Origin of the sequence: Neisseria subflava, from assembly GCF_024205745.1 — a bacterium.
GTDB classification, from domain to species: Bacteria; Pseudomonadota; Gammaproteobacteria; order Burkholderiales; family Neisseriaceae; genus Neisseria; species Neisseria flavescens_B.
Map to the genome: position 1 here is coordinate 1,656,362 of NZ_CP073117.1, position 17,904 is coordinate 1,674,265.

The window sequence follows — 17,904 nt, forward strand, 5'->3', positions numbered from 1 at the left end:
ATATTTCAGACGGCCTTTATTGTTTGTTTTAAGCCTTATTCCGGACCGCGGAATGTGTCGTGGCAGGATTTGCAGGTTGCACCGGTTTCGCCGTAAGCGGCTTTGATTTCTTCCAGTTTGCCGGTTTGGGCTGCGGCGTTGAGTTTCTCAACCGCTGCAACGAATTTTTCTTCTTCGGCTTTGAATTTTGCTGTGTCTGTCCAGATGGCAGGCAGGGCGCGGCCGTTGCCTTGAGGGTCGGATTCAAACAGGGTGAACGGTTTTTTGCTGTTTTCGGCAAAAGTGGCTGCAGCTTGTTTGAATTTCTCAACGTCGTAAGGCTCTTCGTCTTTGACCATTTTGCCCATGCGGGTAAACTCAGGCATCATGGATTTGAATGCGGCAGTGCGGTCTTCGGAAATAGGGCCTTTAGGCTGGGAAGGCGCACCGCTGCCGCCGCAGGCGGAAAGCGTAAGCACCACGGCTGCCAGCGCAACTGGGAGAAAACGGGTTTTCATATGGAGTGTGTCCTATTGTGATGATATGATTATCGTTAAATTTAGAATCAGTCGGCCAAACTCTCAGGCCGTCTGATAAGGCGTTATCATACCTTAAACCCAAGTCTGAAACGAGTATAGAAAGGAAACGATATGGCAATTTTGATTACCGGGGCATCGGCAGGATTCGGCGCGGCGATGTGCCGCACCTTTGTTGCGGCAGGCTATCATGTCATCGGTGCGGCAAGGCGCGAAGACAAATTGCAGCAGTTGGCAGAGGAATTGGGCGAGCAGTTTTACCCTTTGGAAATGGATGTTTCGCGCACGGAGTCAATTCAAAACGCTTTGAACAGCCTGCCCGAGCATTTGTCCGAAATCGATTGCCTGATCAACAACGCCGGTTTGGCTTTAGGTCTGGATACAGCCGATAAAGCCGATTTTGGCGATTGGGAAACCATGATTCAAACCAATATCATCGGCCTGACTTTTCTGACCCGCCAGATTTTGCCGCAAATGGTTGCGCGCAAACAGGGCTACATCATCAATTTGGGTTCTATTGCCGGCAGTTATGCTTATCCCGGCAGTAATGTCTATGGCGCGACCAAGGCTTTTGTGCGCCAATTTAGCATGAATCTGCGCGCCGAATTGGCAGACAAAAATATCCGTATTACCAATATCGAACCGGGCCTGTGCGGCGATACCGAGTTTTCCAACGTCCGTTTCAAAGGCGACGACCAGCGTGCGGCCGAGGTTTATGAGAATGTCGAGTTTATCCAGCCGCAAGATATTGCCGATACCGCTTTATGGCTCTATCAGCGTCCTGCGCGGATGAACGTCAATTCCATCGAAATCATGCCGGTTGCCCAGACCTTTGCAGGCATGAAAGTTTACCGTGACGCGCCTGCTCCGGCGAAGGAAGAAACGTTTGAAAAACAAAGCATGTCTTTGTTTGGAAAAATTAAATCTTGGTTTAAGTAATCGGCATCAGGCCGTCTGAACGTTTCAGACGGCCTCTTTGTTATCTGAAATTGAGTAAACACGCTATAATGTAATTTTTTATTAACAAGGCCGTCTGAAAGGCTGTTTCAGTTATGAACGCAATCAAACAAAAAATCTTAGAACAAGCGCAGCGCGATGGCGTGCAGGTAACCGCATTGCGTGAGCAAGTGCTTGATATTGTTTTGAAACAAAGCGGCGTGATTAAAGCCTACAACGTTCTGTCGCAGATGCAGCAGCAAAGCGAGGGTGTGGTTGCGCCGCCGACGGCCTACCGCGCCCTTGATTTTTGGGCGGAACAGGGAGTTTTGCACAAAGTGGCGGCGGTCAACGGCTATATTTTGTGCAGCCACGCGCAGCACGAGTGCAACGACCATTGCCACGACCACGAAGAAACAGAGGCGCACCACAGCGCGTTTATTTTGGTTTGCACCGAATGCGGTACGGCGGATGAGCAGACCTTGAGCCAAGAATGGGCGGCCTTGCGTGCAGGCGTGGCCGAAACCGGTTTCTCATTAAAAGAAGAACATGTTGTTTTAACAGGAATTTGTAAAAAATGTCAGAAGTAAAAAAGACCAAAGTCCACCTGATTTCAGGCTTTCTCGGAACAGGCAAAACCACCGCACTCAAAAGTCTGATGGCGCAAAAAGACCCGAATGAAAAATGGGTTATCATCGTCAACGAATTTGGCGAAATCGGCATTGACGGCGCCGTCTTGAGCGACAACGGCATTCCCGTGGCAGAAATCGCCGGCGGCTGTTTGTGCTGTACTGCCGGCGCGCAAATGGGTACGACCGTACAAAAAATGTTGCGCGACGCCCAACCCGACCGCTTGATGATTGAAGCCAGCGGTCTGGCGCACGCCGCCAGCGTTATCGACGAATTGAAAGCCAAACCGCTCGACAGTATGCTGGAAATCGGCGCAGTCTTTACCGTTGTCGATCCGCGCCAATTCATTAATCCCGATTACGCGCAACAAGCCTTGTATAAAGACCAAATCGGCATTTGCGACGTATTGGTCGCCAGCAAAACCGACTTGTGCACCCCCGAGCAGCTGGCTGAGTTTCACGATAAAGCGGCCAAGCTGTTCCCGCCTAAAGCCAAAGTGGTCGAAGTACAAAATGCGCAACTCGACATCCAATGGCTTGATATTCCCGTTGTCGAAAAATCGCGCTACCGCCTCAAAGCCTTGCCTGACAATACCATGGGCTTCCAGTCTCAAGGCTTCACTTTCCCTGCCGGACGTGATTTCGACGGCGAAAAACTGACCGATTTCTTCAACGACCTGCCTAAATTTACAGACGGCCTCGTCCGCGCCAAAGGCGTGTTTCAAGTACTCGGCACTTGGGTGTGGCTGAACTGGGTGGACGGTCAATGGGGCGCAAACCAAGTTTCATGGCGCCGCGATTCCCGCTTTGAATTGATTGCCAAATCGTTTGATGCGGATTTGATTGAGAAGAAATTGCAGGAGGCGTTGGAGAAGTAAATCATCGGCCAAACGCTTATTAATCCGTTACTATATGCCGTCTGAAGTCAGCGGTTTCAGACGGCCTTCAAATCAAAAAAATAGAGGAACACTTAACCATGTGGCGTTATATCTTTCATCGTATGCTCCTTTTGATTCCCACGTTATTGGGGATTTTGGCGATTACCTTCGCCGTGATTCAGTTTGTTCCCGGCGGTCCGGTGGAGCAGATGGTTCAGCAGCTGACGCAGGGTGCGGTTGGCGGTGAGACGGCAGGACACAGCATGCCTGGAACTTTGGCCAAAAACGGCAACCGCATCAGTGCGGAAGATTTGGCCGCGCTGAATGCTTTGTACGGTTTCGACAAGCCGCCTGTGACGCGTTTTGTTGATATGGTATGGAAATTTGCCCGTTTCGATTTGGGCGAGAGTTTTTTCCACCATCAAACCGTATTTGATCTGGTGAAAGAGAAAATGCCGGTATCGATGAGTTTGGGTTTGTGGACGTTTTTCCTGACTTATTTGATATGTATTCCGTTGGGTATTGCCAAGGCGGTCAGGGATGGTAGCCGATTCGATACGATTACGGGTATGATCATTTTGGTCGGCTATACTGTACCGCCGTTTGTATTGGGTTTGGTGTTGCTGGTGTTGTTTGGCGGCGGCAGCTTTTTTGCCTGGTTTCCGCAGGGCGGCTTGGTCGGCGATGATTTCGATACGCTCTCTTGGGCAGGTAAAGTCAAAGATTATTTGTGGCATATGGCCTTGCCGATTACCGCTTCGGTGGCAGGCAACTTGGCGGTGATGACCGTATTGACGAAAAATGTGTTCCTTGAAGAAATCCGCCGTCAATATGTATATACCGCGCGAGCCAAGGGTTTGCCTGAGAAGCAGATTTTGTGGAAGCATATTTTCCGCAACGCCATGATTCCTCTGATTACTGGTTTCCCGGCCGCATTTATCGGCGCATTCTTTACCGGAAGCCTGTTGATTGAAACGTTGTTCTCGCTGGACGGGTTGGGTTTGTTGTCTTACGAGGCAGTGATGAAACGCGATTATCCTGTCGTAATGGGTACACTGTATGTGTTCACGCTAATGGGGTTGTTGGCTAAATTGGTGTCGGATATTTCTTATTCGTGGGTCGATCCGCGCATTCACTTTGGCGGACAGAAATAAGGCCGTCTGAAAATATCTTCAATCCATTATTAAAGAATGTTTCGAACCATGAAAAAGAAAAAATCTACTTCAAACCCTACTTGGCAAGCCTTTAAGCAGCATAAGCGCGGTTGGTTGGCTTTGCGGATTTTGGCCGTTTTGTTTGTCGTCACTTTGCTTGCGCCTTTGTGGAGCAACGACAAACCTTTGTGGATACGCTATCAGGGCGAGTATTTCTTCCCCTTGGTAAACGAATACAACGAAACCACATTTGGCGGCGATTTCGATACGCCGGCGGATTATCTGGATCCGCTTATCCGTCACAACATTACTTCAGACGGCAATTTTGCCCTTTACCTGCCCAATCCTTACGATGCCGATACCTTGAACGATTTTGATACGGCACCCGATCCGGCCAAACCGTCCGAACGGCATATCTTGGGAACGGACGACCGCGGCCGCGACCTGTTGGCGCGCTTGGTTTACGGTTTCCGCGATTCGCTGTTGTTTGCCTTGGTATTGACTGTGGTGACTACCGTAATCGGCGTGGTTGCAGGCGCGGTACAGGGTTATTTCGGCGGTAAAACCGACCTTTTGATGCAGCGTTTTATCGAGGTTTGGGGCGGTATGCCGGAGTTGTACCTCTTGATTATCCTGTCTTCGTTCTTTAATCCGGGGCTGTTGATTTTGCTGGTGTTGCTGTCGCTTTTCGGCTGGATGGGCTTATCTGACTATGTCCGCGCCGAGTTTTTGAAAAACCGTCAGACCGATTATGTTTTGGCGGCGCGCGCGATGGGCGTGGGCAACCGTGAAATCATGTGGCGCCATATCCTGCCCAACAGCTTGACGCCGGTATTGGCCTTTTTGCCTTTCCGTATTTCGGGTGCCGTACTTGCCCTGACCAGTTTGGACTTCTTGGGCTTGGGCGTACCTGCCTCACAGGCGAGCTTGGGCGAGTTGCTGGCGCAAGGCAAAGACAACTTGGACGCGTGGTGGATCGGTCTGTCTGCCGTTGCTACACTGACGGTGATGCTGCTTTTGCTGGTTATGATCGGCGAAGGTTTGCGTCAGGCATTTGACGTACGCGCACGCAGTTAATTGCTTTTCTAAAGCGTGAAGAGGGTGGGCGGAAAAGCCTGTCCTGCATTCTTAGGGCCGTCTGAAAAGTTTCAGACGGCCTCATCCATTCGTTTGAATCATTAAAAACCATGAATCAAGAAATCACATTTCTTACGCTTTTTCTGCTCGGCTTTTTTGGCGGAACGCATTGCGTCGGCATGTGCGGCGGATTAAGCAGCGCATTCGCTTTGCAGCTGCCGCCACATTTAAACCGAATCGGGCTGATTGTATTGTTGAACTTGGGGCGCATCAGCAGCTATGTCGTCATTGGCCTTCTGGTCGGCTTGGTCGGGCAGGTCGGCATTTCCTTGGATGATACACGTGCGGTTCAAAACGGTTTGTATATTGCCGCCAATGTCTTGTTGCTTTTGCTCGGTCTGTATCTTGCCGGTATTTCGACTACCGCAACCAAAATCGAAGGCATCGGCAAACCGATATGGAAACGCCTGAATCCTTTGCTGAACAAATTGCTGCCGATTAAATCGGTATCTGCCTGTTTCGGCGTGGGCGTGCTTTGGGGCTGGCTGCCTTGCGGTTTGGTGTACAGCGCGTCTTTGTATGCTTTAGGCAGCGGCAATGCCTTGCACGGCGGACTGTATATGCTGGCATTTGCGTTGGGAACCTTGCCGAACCTGCTCGCGATGGGCATATTTGCAGCGCATTTGAAAACCTTTTTGCAAAAACGCATGGTTCGTTTGTGCGCCGGATTGTTGGTGGCAGGATGGGCAATATGGCGCTTGGCTGTATTTGCGATGGGGCAAATTAGGTAGAGAAAAAGATTTAATTTAGTTTGTTTTTATTGTCATGAAACAGGCCGTCTGAAAGAGTTTCAGACGGCCTTTTCACAAGAAAGATTTAATGAATCAAATTCCAAGTCATTTTGGCGGCAATCAGCAGCAACATGATGCCGAAGGCGATTTTGAGTTTTCGGGCGGGCAGCTTGTGCGCCGTTTTAACGCCGAGTGGGGCAAAGAGGATGGTGGCAATGCTCAAAATGGCTACGGCCGGAAGATAAATAAAGCCTGCCGCGCCTTCAGGCAGGTTGGCAATAGGCAAACCGTTGGCAAAATAGCCGATGGTGCCGGCAACTGCAATCGGCCATGCCAGACCTGAAGATGTGCCGATGGCGCGGTGCGCCGGAAAGTTGCAATACAGTAGGAATGGAACGGATAGCGAACCGCCGCCGATACCGACCCAGCTCGAAGCCGCACCAAAAAGCGTGCCTGCAGCTGTCAGGCCGGGGAGGGCGGGCAGGGTGCGTGAAGGCGTGGGTTTGGAATCGCGTAGGGTTTTGAGTGCGATAAAGGCAAGAAATGCAATAAAGAAAACCTGCAAAGCCAGCGTCGGCATATATTTTGCCGTTACTGCGCCGAGGAGGACGCCGAATATCATGCCCGGTGTCATCCGGCGGACGGTTGCCCAATCGATGGCGTGTTTTTTATGTTGGGCGTACATACTAGAGAAGGTGGTAAATACCATGACGGCAAATGAAGTGCCAATGGCTAGATGCTGGGCATAGGGGTGGCCGCCTATGCCTTGCAGCTGCAACGCCCATAAGACAACAGGAACAATTAACGTGCCGCCGCCTACGCCGAATAGTCCGGCAATAAAGCCCGCCGCGCTGCCGACGGCGAGCAGTGCAAGGATGATGTCCAAAGACCACATTTCAGACGGCCTTGTCGTGTTTGTGTGCTTTATGGCGTTTTTTAAACCAACGGATGACTGCCATCACATAACCGGACAGGCTGTAACCAAGGAAAAACAAGAAGAGGACGAGTGAAGGTTTCCAGTTGATGAGCAGCAGTACCAACACGGCAAGCACCATGCCCATGAACGGCACTTGGCGGCGGATATTGATTTCTTTGAAGCTCCAAAACGGAATCTGCACAATCATGGAAATACCGGCAAACAGGGTAATGCCCAATGCCCACCAATGCACGCCGGGGAAGCGTTCAAAGCTGTGATTGACCCAAATCAGGCCGACAATCAACGCAGCGGCGGTCGGGCTTGGAACGCCGATAAACCAGCGTTTATCGACCTTGCCGATGAGCGTGTTGAACAGTGCCAAACGCAGGGCGGCGCAAGCGCAGTAGATAAAGGCGACGGAATAACCGATTTTGCCAAACTGCCAAAGTTGCCATTTATAGGCAATCAGGGCAGGCGCTACACCGAAGCTGACCATATCGGCAAGGCTGTCGAGCTGTTCGCCGAACGCGCTTTGGCTGTTGGTTAAACGGGCAACACGTCCGTCCATGCCGTCGAGCAGCATGGAAAGGAAAACTGCAATCGCCGCCGTTTCATAACGTCCGTGCATGGACTGGGTAATGGCGAAGAACGCGCAAAACAGTGCGGCGATGGTAAAGGAATTGGGCAGCAGGTAAATGCTGTTTTTGCGGATGGAGTTGCGTGGAGGAATCGGATTTTCTGTATTTTGTGAGTTGTCCATAATGTTTCCGTATATGCTGCGTGTGCAGATGAGGCATTATACCGCATTGGTTGGTTAAGGATTTTTAAAAGGCAGACATAGTTTCACTTTATCAGCATAAAGTTTCAGACGGCCTTTATTTTGTCAGTCAAACAACTCGCCCTGCGCCTGCTCTTTGGTCACGCGTACGTCGGTTTCGCCGTCGGCAAAAGTGATGTGTAGTTTCTGCCCTTGTTTCAATGTATCAGCATTGCGGATGACTTGTCCGCGTGTGTTTTTGACGACCGAAAAACCACGCTCCAAAATATGCTGAGGCGATACGGCTTCGAGTAATGCGGCTTGGGCGGTCAGGCTTTGACGGCGGTGGACAAGCAGCTGGCGGAAGGAATGCGACAAGGTCGTCTGAAAGCGGTCGATATTTTGTGTGTAAACGGAAACATCAGGGCGGCAATGTTTCAGGGTTTGGGTTTGGCGTTCAAAACGGGCGGTGTGGGCGCGGACGTTTTGCGTCATCGAGTAAGACAGCGTTTGCGCCAGCTTGCTGATTGAGGCACGCTGCTCGTCAAGTTTTTGGCGCGGATGACGGATTTGCCGCGCCAGCCAGTCGAGTTTTTGGCTGGCATCGAAATAGCGTTGTTCCAAAACGGTTTTCAGACGGCCTTGCGCTTGGGCGAGGCGGTGTAGCGATTCTTGGCGGTTGGGGCTGACCAGCTCTGCCGCGCCGGTTGGTGTCGGTGCGCGCACGTCGGCAACAAAATCGGCGAGCGTGAAATCGGTTTCGTGGCCTACGCCGCTGACGACGGGAATCGCGCAGGCTTCGATGGCGCGTACAACCGGCTCTTCATTAAACGCCCACAAGTCTTCAATGCTACCGCCGCCGCGACAGACAATCAGTACATCACATTCGGCGCGTTGCGAAGCGGTTTTAATCGCTTGGGCAATTTGCAACTCGCTGCCTGTGCCTTGTACGGGCGTCGGATAAACGATAACGGGGATTTCGGGCGCGCGGCGGTTTAAGGTGGTCACGACATCGCGCAAAGCCGCCGCCGCCAGGCTGGTGACGATGCCGATACATTGCGGACGGGCAGGCAACGGTTTTTTGCGTTCCGCTGAAAACGCGCCTTCCGCCTGCAACTGCGCTTTCAATCGTTCATAGGCTTCGTAAAGCTGCCCCAAACCTTTGAGCCGTACTTCGTTTACGGTAATCTGAAATTCTCCACGCGCTTCATAAATGCTGATTTTTCCTGATACTTCGATATGGTCGCCTTCTTTCAAAGGCTTCGCCAAGCGCATAGCCGCGCCCTTAAACATCGCGCAACGCACCTGCGCACGGCTGTCTTTAAGCGAGAAATAATAATGTCCGCTGGCGGCACGGGTCAGGTTGGATACTTCGCCGGCAATCCACAAGCCTGCGAGATGGTCTTCCAGCAAGGCTTTGGCGAGGGCGTTGAGCTCGGATACGGAAATGGATGAGGGTGCGAAAAGTTCGGACATTACGAAATGGAAAAAATTTGGGAAAGTTGAATTATAAGGGTTTTAGAGCGATTCGTTGTATTCGTTTTCATGAAACTTGCGCCCTTTGTTTTAACATTATCAAAGCCGCATGTTCAGACGGCCTTGTATGGGCAGGCTTGTGTTATATTATCGTTTGATTTCCGCTTCAAAAGCCATGCGTATGCCCAAACTCCACCAAATTATCGAACGCCATTGGCAATCCCCCAATCCGTTTCTGTCTTTACTATTAAAACCACTGTCCAAGCTGTTTGCTAAAATTGCGGTGAAACGGCGCGATGATTTTGTTTCAGGCCGTCTGAAAAGCGAAAAATTGCCTGTGCCTGTGGTGGTGGTCGGCAATATCCATGCAGGCGGAACAGGGAAAACGCCGATAGTCGCCGCGCTGGTGTCGGGTTTGCAGGAAAAGGGCGTTAAGGTCGGCATCATCAGCCGAGGTTATGGGCGCAAGAGTAAGGCGGTTCATGTATTGAATACAGCCAGCAGCGCGGCAGATGCAGGCGACGAGCCTTTATTGCTGTTTCGCCAAACTGGCGCGCCGACGGCGGTGGGCAGCAGCCGTGCAGAAGCAGGCAGGGCATTGCTTGCGGCGTATCCGGAGCTTGAATTGATTGTGGCCGACGACGGCTTGCAACATTATGCCTTGCAACGCGATATGGAAATTGCCGTATTCCCGGCGGCAGATACAGGACGTACCAATTTGGATTTACTGCCCAACGGCAGCTTGCGCGAACCTTTGTCTCGATTGGCTTCCGTTGATGCGGTCGTCGTCAGCGGGTGGCAAGCAGATACGGCATTCAGGCCGTCTGAAAATATGTTTGCCAGCCATATTGAAACAGGGCAGATTTACCGTTTGAACAGGCCGTCTGAAAAATTGGATTTGGCGGGCTTAGGAAATCAAACCGTCGCCGCCGTCGCCGGTATCGCTAAGCCGGAGCGTTTTTTCAATACGTTGCAAAAGATGAATATCGCTTTAAAACAAACCGTTGCCTTGCCTGATCATGCAGATATTACGGCAGCGGATTTGCCGGACGCAGATGTAGTGATTATCACGGAAAAGGATGCGGTCAAATTTTCAGACGGCCACGGCCTGAATCATGTGTGGGTCTTGCCTGTTTATGCGATAATTGAGCCGAACTTGGCGGCGTTTGTATCCGCGAATGTTTCAATCTAAATGCTGATAGATGTTTCACAGATGTTTTAAATATGATCTTCAAACTACGCAATAGGAGTAAATCATGAAGTTAAAATATTTGTTGGTCGCTTGTGCAGCTTTATTTGTATCCACTCAAAGCTTAGCTGCTAAACCAAGTGATGAATCTGTAATGAAATGGTTGGAGATTCAAGGGATAAGCAATAATTATAGCGAGAAAGTACAACGTTCTTTGGAGATGGTGAATAAAGAGGACAATGAGCGCTTGTTAACGATGACGCCCAAAGCTCAAAAAGCGCAGATGAAGGCGGTCATCAGTCGTTATATGAAAAACATGCAAGACGATTTGAGCCGCCCTGAGTTGAAAAAACAATGGTTGGATGAAGAAAAGCGTGCCGTACAGAAAGTATTTACACAAGAAGAAGTCGATGTGCTCAACCGCTTTTTCTCTTCCCCTCGGGGCAAGGGTATTTTGAAAAAAAATCAATCATCTCAGACGGCATGGCGGAGATATTGATAATGTCCTGAGCCAAGCAGACGTGGATAGCATAGTAAAAGTATTTGAGCATGGGGCCGGTAAGTCTGCATTTGAAAAGGTGGAACGTTTCGATAAATTGAATGATGAGATTGTTGAAAAGACAATGAGCAACAACTATATCAACGCAAGCAGGAAATATACGCCTGCTTTTGAAGCGCAAACGCGCGATATTTTGTGCAAGGGCAATAAACATTCTTCGGAATGTGCCAAATAATTTTCCGACTATCTGAAAATATTTTTTTATTGAAAAGGAGAAAAAAATGAAACTGAAAACCTTATTATTGCCCTTCGCCATGCTGGCCTTGTGTGCCAATGCGTTTGCCGCTACACCTAGCGATGAGTCGCTGGAGCGTTGGTTGGATACGCAGAATTTTGACCGGGAATTAGAAAAAAATATGATTGACGGTTTCAATGTTGGATTTAAACCGTATGCAGATAAAGCCCTTGCCAAAGTACCGGAAGCGAAAAAAGAGCAAATAGCAAAAGCTATTGACCGTTATCGCGAAAATGTTTTGAGAGATTTGATTACGCCCGAAGTGAAACAGACTATCCGCAATAATTTATTAAAGAACGCCAAATTAACATACACTCAAGAAGAAGTTAACGGCATGATTGCCTTTAATAGTTCACCTGTCGGGCAGGCTGTTGCTGTTAAGACTCCTCTTATGCTCAATCAAGCTATGAACGAACTAATGACTTTTGGATTGGCATTAACAGAGAAAGTTGCACAGCGTCATATGCCTGAATTTGCGAAAGAGATGCAAGGTATCATGTGCGGCGGCAAAAAAACTGATGCAAGCTGTAATTAAGCCAAATAGGTTGGGAAAAGCATAAGAAATAAATTATAGTCGTCTGAAAAAATATTTCAGACGACCTCCAATTTATCAAACCCGAAAGTAAACCCCATGGAAAAAAAATTCTTAGACATCCTCGTTTGTCCTGTAACCAAAGGCAAACTCGAATACCATCAAGACAAACAGGAATTGTGGAGCCGTCAGGCGAAGTTGGCTTATCCGATTCGTGACGGCATCCCTTATATGTTGAAAAACGAAGCGCGCCCGTTGAGCGAAGAGGAACTGAAAGCATGACCGAATTTGTCGTATTGATTCCGGCGCGGTTGGATTCTTCACGTCTGCCGGGTAAGGCTTTGGCCGATATTCACGGTAAACCAATGGTTGTACGCGTTGCCGAGCAGGCAGCGAAAAGCAAGGCTGCGCGTGTTGTCGTTGCCACCGACCATCCCGATATTCAGACGGCCTGTCAGGCGCATGGTGTCGAAGTGGTCATGACTTCCAATCAACACGAAAGCGGTACAACGCGCCTTGCCGAAGCGGCCAATACGCTGAAACTGCCGCAACATCTGATTGTTGTGAACGTACAAGGCGACGAGCCTTTAATTGATCCCGAACTTATCAACCGTACAGCCGAAGTTTTGGTTGAAAACAATGTGCAAATGGCGACCGCCGCCCATGAATTGCACGATTTTGACGAGTTTATGAATCCCAACGTCGTCAAAGTCGTCCTTGATAAAAACCGCAACGCCATCTATTTCAGCCGCGCCCCGATTCCTTATCCGCGCGATGTGATGCGTGCCGAAAAACGCGAATTGCCTTCCGAAACAGCCGTTTTGCGCCACATCGGCATTTATGCCTATCGTGCAGGCTTCCTGCAACGCTATTCGGAAATGGATGTTTCACCTTTGGAAACCATCGAATCGCTGGAACAGTTGCGCGTCCTGTGGCACGGTTATCCGATTGCTGTTGAAATCACCCAAGAAGCGCCTGCTGCAGGTGTGGATACGCAGGAAGATTTGGACAGAGTACGTGTTGCGTTTAAAGCTTAAGGCCGTCTGAAAGGAAAAGACATGAATGATTTCCGCCATTTGAGCCGTGAAGAACAAAAATTGCTTGCCGACGTGGAGAAGCTGGTAAGAGATGACGAACAAGAATTCAACTATGACATGCTGAAAATAGAGGCGCCGGAGCAGGCCAGCGGCGAGTTTTGGTTCCGCATGGCAGAAATGCTCAGCACTTTGCCGCCCAACCAGTCGTTGGACTTGCGTATGAACGGCGGACGCTTGACCGTTGCCGTATCGATTTTGTCGGTATTGCTGCAAGACAATCCCGATATTCCGCAGCTTTGGGCACAAAAAATCATTGCGCTCAACTATTTGGCTCATGGCCATCAAACCCGTGCAATCGGTCTGGCGCAGCAGCCTGACAAAGCGGCCGAAGCCAATGAGGAAGAATATTTGGCGAAAGCCTTATCGCAAAACTTGCTTTCCACTTTGAAAGACGCGATAGAGCGATTCCCCGAAGACTCATGGTTTATCGAAATGCGCGACGATGCATGGAAGCATTTCGGCCCGAAAGAGGCCGTCTGAAGTTTTGAACGATAAACACAAGCCGTGTAAAATTATCTGAACATTAAATCCGTCAACCAAAAGGACTCATCATGAAAGTATTATTGTTGGGCGCACCAGGCGCCGGCAAAGGCACACAGGCTCAATTCATCACTGCTGCATTCGGCATTCCTCAAATCTCTACCGGCGACATGCTCCGCGCTGCCATCAAAGCAGGCACTCCGCTGGGTTTGGAAGCAAAAAAAATCATTGATGAAGGCGGTTTGGTACGCGACGACATCATTATCGGCATGGTTAAAGAGCGCATTGCCCAAGACGACTGCAAAAACGGTTTCCTGTTTGACGGTTTCCCACGCACATTGGCACAAGCCGAAGCCATGGTTGAAGCCGGTGTGGATTTAGATGCCGTGGTTGAAATAGATGTACCTGACAGCGTGATTGTCGACCGCATGAGCGGCCGCCGTGTGCATTTGGCTTCCGGCCGTACCTACCACGTTACCTACAATCCACCTAAAGTCGAAGGCAAAGACGACGTAACCGGCGAAGATTTGATTCAACGCGACGATGACAAAGAAGAAACCGTGAAAAAACGCCTTGCCGTTTACCACGAGCAAACCGAAGTTTTGGTTGATTTTTACAGCAAACTGGAAGGCGAACACGCGCCGAAATACATCAAAGTCGACGGCACCCAAGCAGTAGAAGCTGTAAAAGCCGAAGTACTGAAAGGTTTGGGCAAATAAGTTTTGCCGAAGTAAAATCATAAGGCCGTCTGAAAAAATATTTTCAGACGGCCTTATGTGTACAAAAGCTGTTAAAATCGAAGCTATAACCGTTTATCCGCAGGCATCTTATGAATCCCTTGATCTCCGACTTCCAAACTCAGCAACAACGCACCCCCGTTATCGTCGCCCTCGATTTTGCCAACGAAAAAGATACGCTCGGATTTGTCCGCAATCTTGACCCGACACTGTGTCAAATCAAAATCGGCAAAGAGCTGTTTACCGCAACCGGCCGTAATTTGGCAGAAAGCTTAATCAATCAAGGTTTCAAACTTTTCCTCGATTTGAAATACCACGATATTCCCCACACAGTTGCTCAAGCCTGTAAAGTTGCCGCCGATATGGGCGTTTGGATGGTCGATATGCACGCCTCCGGTGGCCGCCGTATGATGGAAGCCGCAGCAGAAGCCGTTGCCGGATATCAAACCAAGCCGCTTTTGATCGGCGTAACCGTGTTAACCAGTATGGAACAAAGCGACTTGGCAGAAATCGGTTTGAATATCGCTCCCGAAGAGCAAGTCATCCGCTTGGCAAAACTGACGCAAAGTTCAGGCTTGGACGGCGTGGTCTGTTCCGCCCAAGAAGCCGCGCCGCTGCGCCGTGAATTGGGACAGGATTTTGTCTTGGTCACACCGGGCATCCGCTTGGACGTTGCGGGCAACAACGACGACCAACGCCGCATCATGACACCAGCCGAAGCATTGGCTGCCGGCTCAACCTATTTGGTCATGGGCCGTCCGGTAACCAAAGCTGCAGATCCGGTAGCCGTATTGCGTGAAGTCAATCGGGTGGCAAACGCTTAAGGCCGTCTGAAGTATGAAGGCGATTGTAATTGGTGCGACAGGCGCAACAGGAAAATCCTTGTTGCCTCTGCTTGCAGCCAGTTCAGAGGTTGAGTCTATCGACTGTTTTGGTCGCAGACATCCTGATTTTACCCACCAAAAGCTAAATAGCCATCAAATTGATTTTACTCAGCCTAATATTTGGCACGAAGAAGTGCAGGGCGATGTATTGTTTGCCTGCTTGGGAACTACCTTGAAAGCGGCTGGCAGTAAAGAAGCGCAATGGGCTATCGATTATGAAGCGAATCTTGAATTTGCCAAAGCAGCCAGACAAAACGGCGTGAATACTTTGGTTTTGGTTTCCGCTTCCGGTGCAAATTCTGCTTCGCGCCTGTTTTATCAAAGGATGAAAGGCGAATTGGAGCAGGCATTAATTGCTTTGAACTTTCCGTGCCTCATCATTTTCCGTCCACCATTGCTGATTCGTCCGAATAGCGACCGATTGGGTGAGAAAATTGCCGAACGGATTTTGTATGGATTCAACCGCATCGGCATGCTGAAAAGCCAACGTCCGCTTGCTGTCGAAAAATTGGCACAAGCCATGCTGAAAGCAGCGTTGTTGTCATCTCATGAACAGGCGTTGTACTCGAAAAACCATATGCAGGTATATGAGCCTCAAGATATTTTTAGGCTGTTAGATCAATAATCTGATAACAGGCCTTACACAGAGATTTTAATGGAGCCAGTATGGTAACCAAGTTCCAACAAGAAACCCTTAAATCACGTTTTGCACAAGCCAAAGTCCTTGTTGTCGGCGATGTGATGCTCGACCGCTATTGGTTTGGCGATGTGTCCCGCATTTCTCCTGAAGCCCCTGTGCCGGTGGCGAAAATCGCCCGTATCGACCAGCGGGCGGGCGGGGCGGCAAACGTTGCGCGCAATATTGCCTCATTGGGCGGTAAAGTAGGGCTGTTGTCCGTGAGCGGCGATGACGAAGCTGCAGATGCACTGGATGCGTTGATGGCGCAAGACGGTGTTTCTTCCTATCTGATGCGCGACAAGCAGATTGCGACTACTGTCAAACTGCGCGTTGTTGCTCGCAACCAGCAGCTTATCCGACTTGATTTTGAAGAATTACCTCATCGTGAAGTGTTGGAACAAATCAAACATCAATTTCGTGAAGTGTTGCCTGAATACGATGCCATTATTTTTTCAGATTACGGCAAGGGCGGTTTGTCGCATATTTCCGATATGATCGATTGGGCGAAGCAGGTCGGTAAACCCGTTTTAATCGATCCGAAAGGCGATGATTACGAAAAATATGCCGGCGCTACGCTGATTACGCCTAACCGTGCAGAATTGAAAGAAGTAGTGGGCAGCTGGAAAAACGAAAATGATTTGACCGAAAAAGCCCAGAATCTGCGCCGTCATCTCGATTTGACTGCTATTTTGCTGACCCGAAGCGAAGAGGGTATGACACTGTTCAATGAGGGCGAGCCGATTTATCAGCCTACACGAGCGCAAGAAGTCTATGATGTATCCGGTGCGGGAGATACCGTTATTGCTGGAGTGGGCTTGGGTTTGGCTGCTGGTTATACCATGCCCGAAGCGATGCACCTTGCCAATACTGCGGCAGGGGTTGTCGTAGCGAAACTTGGTACGGCGGTTTGCTCATTTGCAGAATTGACTAAGGCATTGGAAGAGCAATAATTGCTGTTTCAGACGGCCTTAAAATCTAAAGGCCGTCTGAAAATAGAGTTGGAAAATAATCCAGACAGCAAAGTTTTTATTTTAGACGGCATGATTTCTTCAAGGTCGTCTGAAAAATCAAAATAAAGGAAATTCATTATGACCATTATCGTAACAGGCGCGGCCGGCTTTATCGGCAGCAACATCGTCAAAGCACTTAACCAACGCGGTATTACCGACATTGTTGCCGTCGATAATTTGAGCAAAGGCGAAAAATTTAAAAACCTTGCCGAGTGTGAAATTGCCCATTATCTCGATAAACACGAATTTATCCGCCAAGTGCGCGGCCATCTTCTGCCTTACGACGATATTGAAGCCGTTTTCCATCAAGGTGCATGTTCCGATACCATGAATCATGATGGCCTTTACATGATGGACAACAACTACCAGTACACGCTTGATCTCTTGGACTGGTGTCAGGATGAACGCATTCCGTTCCTTTATGCTTCCAGCGCCGCAGTGTACGGCAAGGGTGAAATCTTCCGCGAAGAGCGCGAACTGGAAAAACCGCTCAATGTATATGGCTACTCTAAATTCTTGTTTGACCAAGTATTGCGTCGTCGTATGAAAGAAGGTCTGACAGCCCAAGTTGTCGGCTTCCGCTACTTCAATGTTTACGGACAACAGGAACAACACAAAGGCCGTATGGCATCCGTCGCCTTCCACCATTTTCATCAATACCGCGAGCATGGCTATGTTAACCTGTTTGGCGCCAATGATGGCTACGGCAACGGCGAGCAAACACGCGACTTTGTCAGCGTAGAAGACGTTGCCAAAGTTAACCTTTACTTCTTCGATCATCCCGAGCTTTCAGGCATCTTCAATCTCGGTACAGGCCGTAGCCAACAATTTAACGAACTTGCCGCCGCAACCGTCAACGCCTGCCGTGCAGCCGAAGGCAAGCCTGAAATGAGTTTGAAAGAGCTGGTTGAAGAAGAGCTTATCCGTTATATCCCATTCCCAGATGCGCTTAAAGGCAAATATCAGAGCTTTACTCAAGCGGATATCACCAAGCTGCGCGAAGCCGGGTATAAAGAAGAATTCTTGGATGTAAAACAAGGCGTCAGCCGTTATGTTAAATGGATGTTGGAGAACTTGGTTTAATCCCTTTTGCTTAAATGAAGAAAGGCCGTCTGAAAAAGGGTTTCAGACGGCCTCATCATTTTGGGAGGCTTTAAAATTATAAATTTGCCTTTATTCGATAAAAATGGAAATAGCGTTTTTTACAACAAAGGTTTCAAAAAGGCTTAGTAGGGTAGCAGTGTATCTGCTGGAGTATTTGTAAAAGCTGTTGGGGTACTTAGATGTAAATAGATAAAATGAGATGATACTATAACCAGTAAAATCAAAATGACTGGAAGTTTTTTAGTCTATTTATTTTTTTAATTGATGGT

The 17,904-nt window shown here is 49.3% G+C and carries 22 protein-coding genes; 18 read left to right on the plus strand and 4 right to left on the minus strand.

Annotated elements, in window-relative coordinates; all coding sequences use genetic code 11:
* Positions 1-35: 35 nt before the first annotated feature.
* Complete coding sequence (locus KCG55_RS07890; protein ID WP_254322680.1) at positions 36-497, minus strand: c-type cytochrome; 462 nt, start codon at positions 495-497, stop codon at positions 36-38.
* A 132-nt stretch (positions 498-629) separates the two neighbouring features.
* Between KCG55_RS07890 and KCG55_RS07895 the strand changes: the two genes are divergently transcribed.
* From KCG55_RS07895 to KCG55_RS07920, 6 genes are all read left to right on the plus strand, one after another.
* On the plus strand, positions 630-1,454 hold the full coding sequence (locus KCG55_RS07895; RefSeq protein ID WP_070814462.1) for an SDR family oxidoreductase: 825 nt from the start codon (positions 630-632) through the stop codon (positions 1,452-1,454).
* Between the two features lie 113 nt (positions 1,455-1,567).
* The gene (locus KCG55_RS07900; RefSeq protein ID WP_003746077.1) at positions 1,568-2,041 is read left to right on the plus strand and encodes a Fur family transcriptional regulator; all 474 of its coding nucleotides are present in this window, start codon (positions 1,568-1,570) and stop codon (positions 2,039-2,041) included.
* Positions 2,029-2,958, plus strand: a complete 930-nt coding sequence (locus tag KCG55_RS07905) for a CobW family GTP-binding protein (protein ID WP_003682934.1) — start codon at positions 2,029-2,031, stop codon at positions 2,956-2,958. Before KCG55_RS07900 ends, KCG55_RS07905 begins: the two co-directional genes overlap by 13 nt.
* Positions 2,959-3,056: 98 nt before the next feature.
* Positions 3,057-4,112 (plus strand): ABC transporter permease subunit, encoded by a 1,056-nt coding sequence (locus tag KCG55_RS07910; protein WP_254322681.1) that lies wholly within the window; start codon positions 3,057-3,059, stop codon positions 4,110-4,112.
* Positions 4,113-4,148: 36 nt separating this feature from the next.
* On the plus strand, positions 4,149-5,189 hold the full coding sequence (locus KCG55_RS07915) for an ABC transporter permease (RefSeq protein WP_004520828.1): 1,041 nt from the start codon (positions 4,149-4,151) through the stop codon (positions 5,187-5,189).
* 110 nt (positions 5,190-5,299) lie between these two features.
* Entirely contained in the window at positions 5,300-5,980 is a 681-nt protein-coding gene (locus KCG55_RS07920) for a sulfite exporter TauE/SafE family protein (protein WP_254322682.1), read from the plus strand.
* A gap of 85 nt (positions 5,981-6,065) precedes the next feature.
* Here KCG55_RS07920 and KCG55_RS07925 read toward each other — a convergent pair whose 3' ends face one another.
* The 3 genes from KCG55_RS07925 to xseA all read right to left on the minus strand — a co-directional run bounded on the left by KCG55_RS07925 (position 6,066) and on the right by xseA (position 9,129).
* Positions 6,066-6,875 (minus strand): sulfite exporter TauE/SafE family protein, encoded by an 810-nt coding sequence (locus KCG55_RS07925; RefSeq protein WP_254322683.1) that lies wholly within the window; start codon positions 6,873-6,875, stop codon positions 6,066-6,068.
* 1 nt (position 6,876) lies between these two features.
* Entirely contained in the window at positions 6,877-7,656 is a 780-nt protein-coding gene (gene pssA, locus KCG55_RS07930) for a CDP-diacylglycerol--serine O-phosphatidyltransferase (RefSeq protein WP_254322684.1), read from the minus strand.
* 123 nt (positions 7,657-7,779) lie between these two features.
* On the minus strand, positions 7,780-9,129 hold the full coding sequence (xseA, locus tag KCG55_RS07935) for an exodeoxyribonuclease VII large subunit (RefSeq protein WP_254322685.1): 1,350 nt from the start codon (positions 9,127-9,129) through the stop codon (positions 7,780-7,782).
* Between the two features lie 181 nt (positions 9,130-9,310).
* On the opposite strand from xseA, the gene lpxK reads away from it, so the two are divergent.
* The 12 genes from lpxK (at position 9,311) to rfaD (ending at position 17,614) form a co-directional block, all read left to right on the plus strand.
* On the plus strand, positions 9,311-10,321 hold the full coding sequence (gene lpxK, locus KCG55_RS07940; protein WP_254323654.1) for a tetraacyldisaccharide 4'-kinase: 1,011 nt from the start codon (positions 9,311-9,313) through the stop codon (positions 10,319-10,321).
* Between the two features lie 64 nt (positions 10,322-10,385).
* Positions 10,386-10,817 carry a hypothetical protein gene (locus KCG55_RS07945; protein WP_254322686.1) on the plus strand — a complete coding sequence of 144 codons (432 nt, stop codon included), beginning with the start codon at positions 10,386-10,388 and terminating at the stop codon, positions 10,815-10,817.
* Positions 10,818-10,839: 22 nt separating this feature from the next.
* On the plus strand, positions 10,840-11,052 hold the full coding sequence (locus KCG55_RS07950) for a hypothetical protein (RefSeq protein ID WP_254321706.1): 213 nt from the start codon (positions 10,840-10,842) through the stop codon (positions 11,050-11,052).
* Positions 11,053-11,098: 46 nt separating this feature from the next.
* A complete protein-coding gene (locus KCG55_RS07955) occupies positions 11,099-11,647 on the plus strand; it encodes a DUF2059 domain-containing protein (protein WP_254322687.1) in 549 nt (182 codons plus the stop codon).
* 96 nt (positions 11,648-11,743) lie between these two features.
* Positions 11,744-11,926: a Trm112 family protein gene (locus tag KCG55_RS07960; RefSeq protein ID WP_254322688.1), complete on the plus strand. Its 183-nt coding sequence runs from the start codon at positions 11,744-11,746 to the stop codon at positions 11,924-11,926.
* Positions 11,923-12,681 carry a 3-deoxy-manno-octulosonate cytidylyltransferase gene (kdsB, locus tag KCG55_RS07965; RefSeq protein ID WP_254322689.1) on the plus strand — a complete coding sequence of 253 codons (759 nt, stop codon included), beginning with the start codon at positions 11,923-11,925 and terminating at the stop codon, positions 12,679-12,681. Before KCG55_RS07960 ends, kdsB begins: the two co-directional genes overlap by 4 nt.
* A 21-nt stretch (positions 12,682-12,702) precedes the next feature.
* A complete protein-coding gene (locus KCG55_RS07970; protein WP_254322690.1) occupies positions 12,703-13,221 on the plus strand; it encodes a 3-deoxy-manno-octulosonate cytidylyltransferase in 519 nt (172 codons plus the stop codon).
* A 71-nt stretch (positions 13,222-13,292) separates the two neighbouring features.
* Complete coding sequence (gene adk / locus KCG55_RS07975) at positions 13,293-13,940, plus strand: adenylate kinase (protein ID WP_003746105.1); 648 nt, start codon at positions 13,293-13,295, stop codon at positions 13,938-13,940.
* 110 nt (positions 13,941-14,050) lie between these two features.
* Complete coding sequence (pyrF, locus tag KCG55_RS07980; protein WP_254322691.1) at positions 14,051-14,782, plus strand: orotidine-5'-phosphate decarboxylase; 732 nt, start codon at positions 14,051-14,053, stop codon at positions 14,780-14,782.
* Positions 14,783-14,795: 13 nt separating this feature from the next.
* The gene (locus KCG55_RS07985) at positions 14,796-15,467 is read left to right on the plus strand and encodes an NAD(P)H-binding protein (RefSeq protein ID WP_254322692.1); all 672 of its coding nucleotides are present in this window, start codon (positions 14,796-14,798) and stop codon (positions 15,465-15,467) included.
* Positions 15,468-15,508: 41 nt separating this feature from the next.
* Entirely contained in the window at positions 15,509-16,471 is a 963-nt protein-coding gene (rfaE1, locus tag KCG55_RS07990) for a D-glycero-beta-D-manno-heptose-7-phosphate kinase (RefSeq protein WP_254322693.1), read from the plus strand.
* 138 nt (positions 16,472-16,609) lie between these two features.
* On the plus strand, positions 16,610-17,614 hold the full coding sequence (gene rfaD / locus KCG55_RS07995; RefSeq protein ID WP_049348399.1) for an ADP-glyceromanno-heptose 6-epimerase: 1,005 nt from the start codon (positions 16,610-16,612) through the stop codon (positions 17,612-17,614).
* Positions 17,615-17,904: the final 290 nt, after the last annotated feature.

Bases quoted from the DNA above. Each gene is read 5' to 3' on its own strand.
- KCG55_RS07890 (WP_254322680.1), bottom strand. From the start codon at position 497: ATGAAAACCCGTTTTCTCCCAGTTGCGCTGGCAGCCGTGGTGCTTACG.
- KCG55_RS07895 (WP_070814462.1), top strand. From the start codon at position 630: ATGGCAATTTTGATTACCGGGGCATCGGCAGGATTCGGCGCGGCGATG.
- KCG55_RS07900 (WP_003746077.1), top strand. From the start codon at position 1,568: ATGAACGCAATCAAACAAAAAATCTTAGAACAAGCGCAGCGCGATGGC.
- KCG55_RS07905 (WP_003682934.1), top strand. From the start codon at position 2,029: ATGTCAGAAGTAAAAAAGACCAAAGTCCACCTGATTTCAGGCTTTCTC.
- KCG55_RS07910 (WP_254322681.1), top strand. From the start codon at position 3,057: ATGTGGCGTTATATCTTTCATCGTATGCTCCTTTTGATTCCCACGTTA.
- KCG55_RS07915 (WP_004520828.1), top strand. From the start codon at position 4,149: ATGTTTCGAACCATGAAAAAGAAAAAATCTACTTCAAACCCTACTTGG.
- KCG55_RS07920 (WP_254322682.1), top strand. From the start codon at position 5,300: ATGAATCAAGAAATCACATTTCTTACGCTTTTTCTGCTCGGCTTTTTT.
- KCG55_RS07925 (WP_254322683.1), bottom strand. From the start codon at position 6,875: ATGTGGTCTTTGGACATCATCCTTGCACTGCTCGCCGTCGGCAGCGCG.
- pssA (WP_254322684.1), bottom strand. From the start codon at position 7,656: ATGGACAACTCACAAAATACAGAAAATCCGATTCCTCCACGCAACTCC.
- xseA (WP_254322685.1), bottom strand. From the start codon at position 9,129: ATGTCCGAACTTTTCGCACCCTCATCCATTTCCGTATCCGAGCTCAAC.
- lpxK (WP_254323654.1), top strand. From the start codon at position 9,311: ATGCCCAAACTCCACCAAATTATCGAACGCCATTGGCAATCCCCCAAT.
- KCG55_RS07945 (WP_254322686.1), top strand. From the start codon at position 10,386: ATGAAGTTAAAATATTTGTTGGTCGCTTGTGCAGCTTTATTTGTATCC.
- KCG55_RS07955 (WP_254322687.1), top strand. From the start codon at position 11,099: ATGAAACTGAAAACCTTATTATTGCCCTTCGCCATGCTGGCCTTGTGT.
- KCG55_RS07960 (WP_254322688.1), top strand. From the start codon at position 11,744: ATGGAAAAAAAATTCTTAGACATCCTCGTTTGTCCTGTAACCAAAGGC.
- kdsB (WP_254322689.1), top strand. From the start codon at position 11,923: ATGACCGAATTTGTCGTATTGATTCCGGCGCGGTTGGATTCTTCACGT.
- KCG55_RS07970 (WP_254322690.1), top strand. From the start codon at position 12,703: ATGAATGATTTCCGCCATTTGAGCCGTGAAGAACAAAAATTGCTTGCC.
- adk (WP_003746105.1), top strand. From the start codon at position 13,293: ATGAAAGTATTATTGTTGGGCGCACCAGGCGCCGGCAAAGGCACACAG.
- pyrF (WP_254322691.1), top strand. From the start codon at position 14,051: ATGAATCCCTTGATCTCCGACTTCCAAACTCAGCAACAACGCACCCCC.
- KCG55_RS07985 (WP_254322692.1), top strand. From the start codon at position 14,796: ATGAAGGCGATTGTAATTGGTGCGACAGGCGCAACAGGAAAATCCTTG.
- rfaE1 (WP_254322693.1), top strand. From the start codon at position 15,509: ATGGTAACCAAGTTCCAACAAGAAACCCTTAAATCACGTTTTGCACAA.
- rfaD (WP_049348399.1), top strand. From the start codon at position 16,610: ATGACCATTATCGTAACAGGCGCGGCCGGCTTTATCGGCAGCAACATC.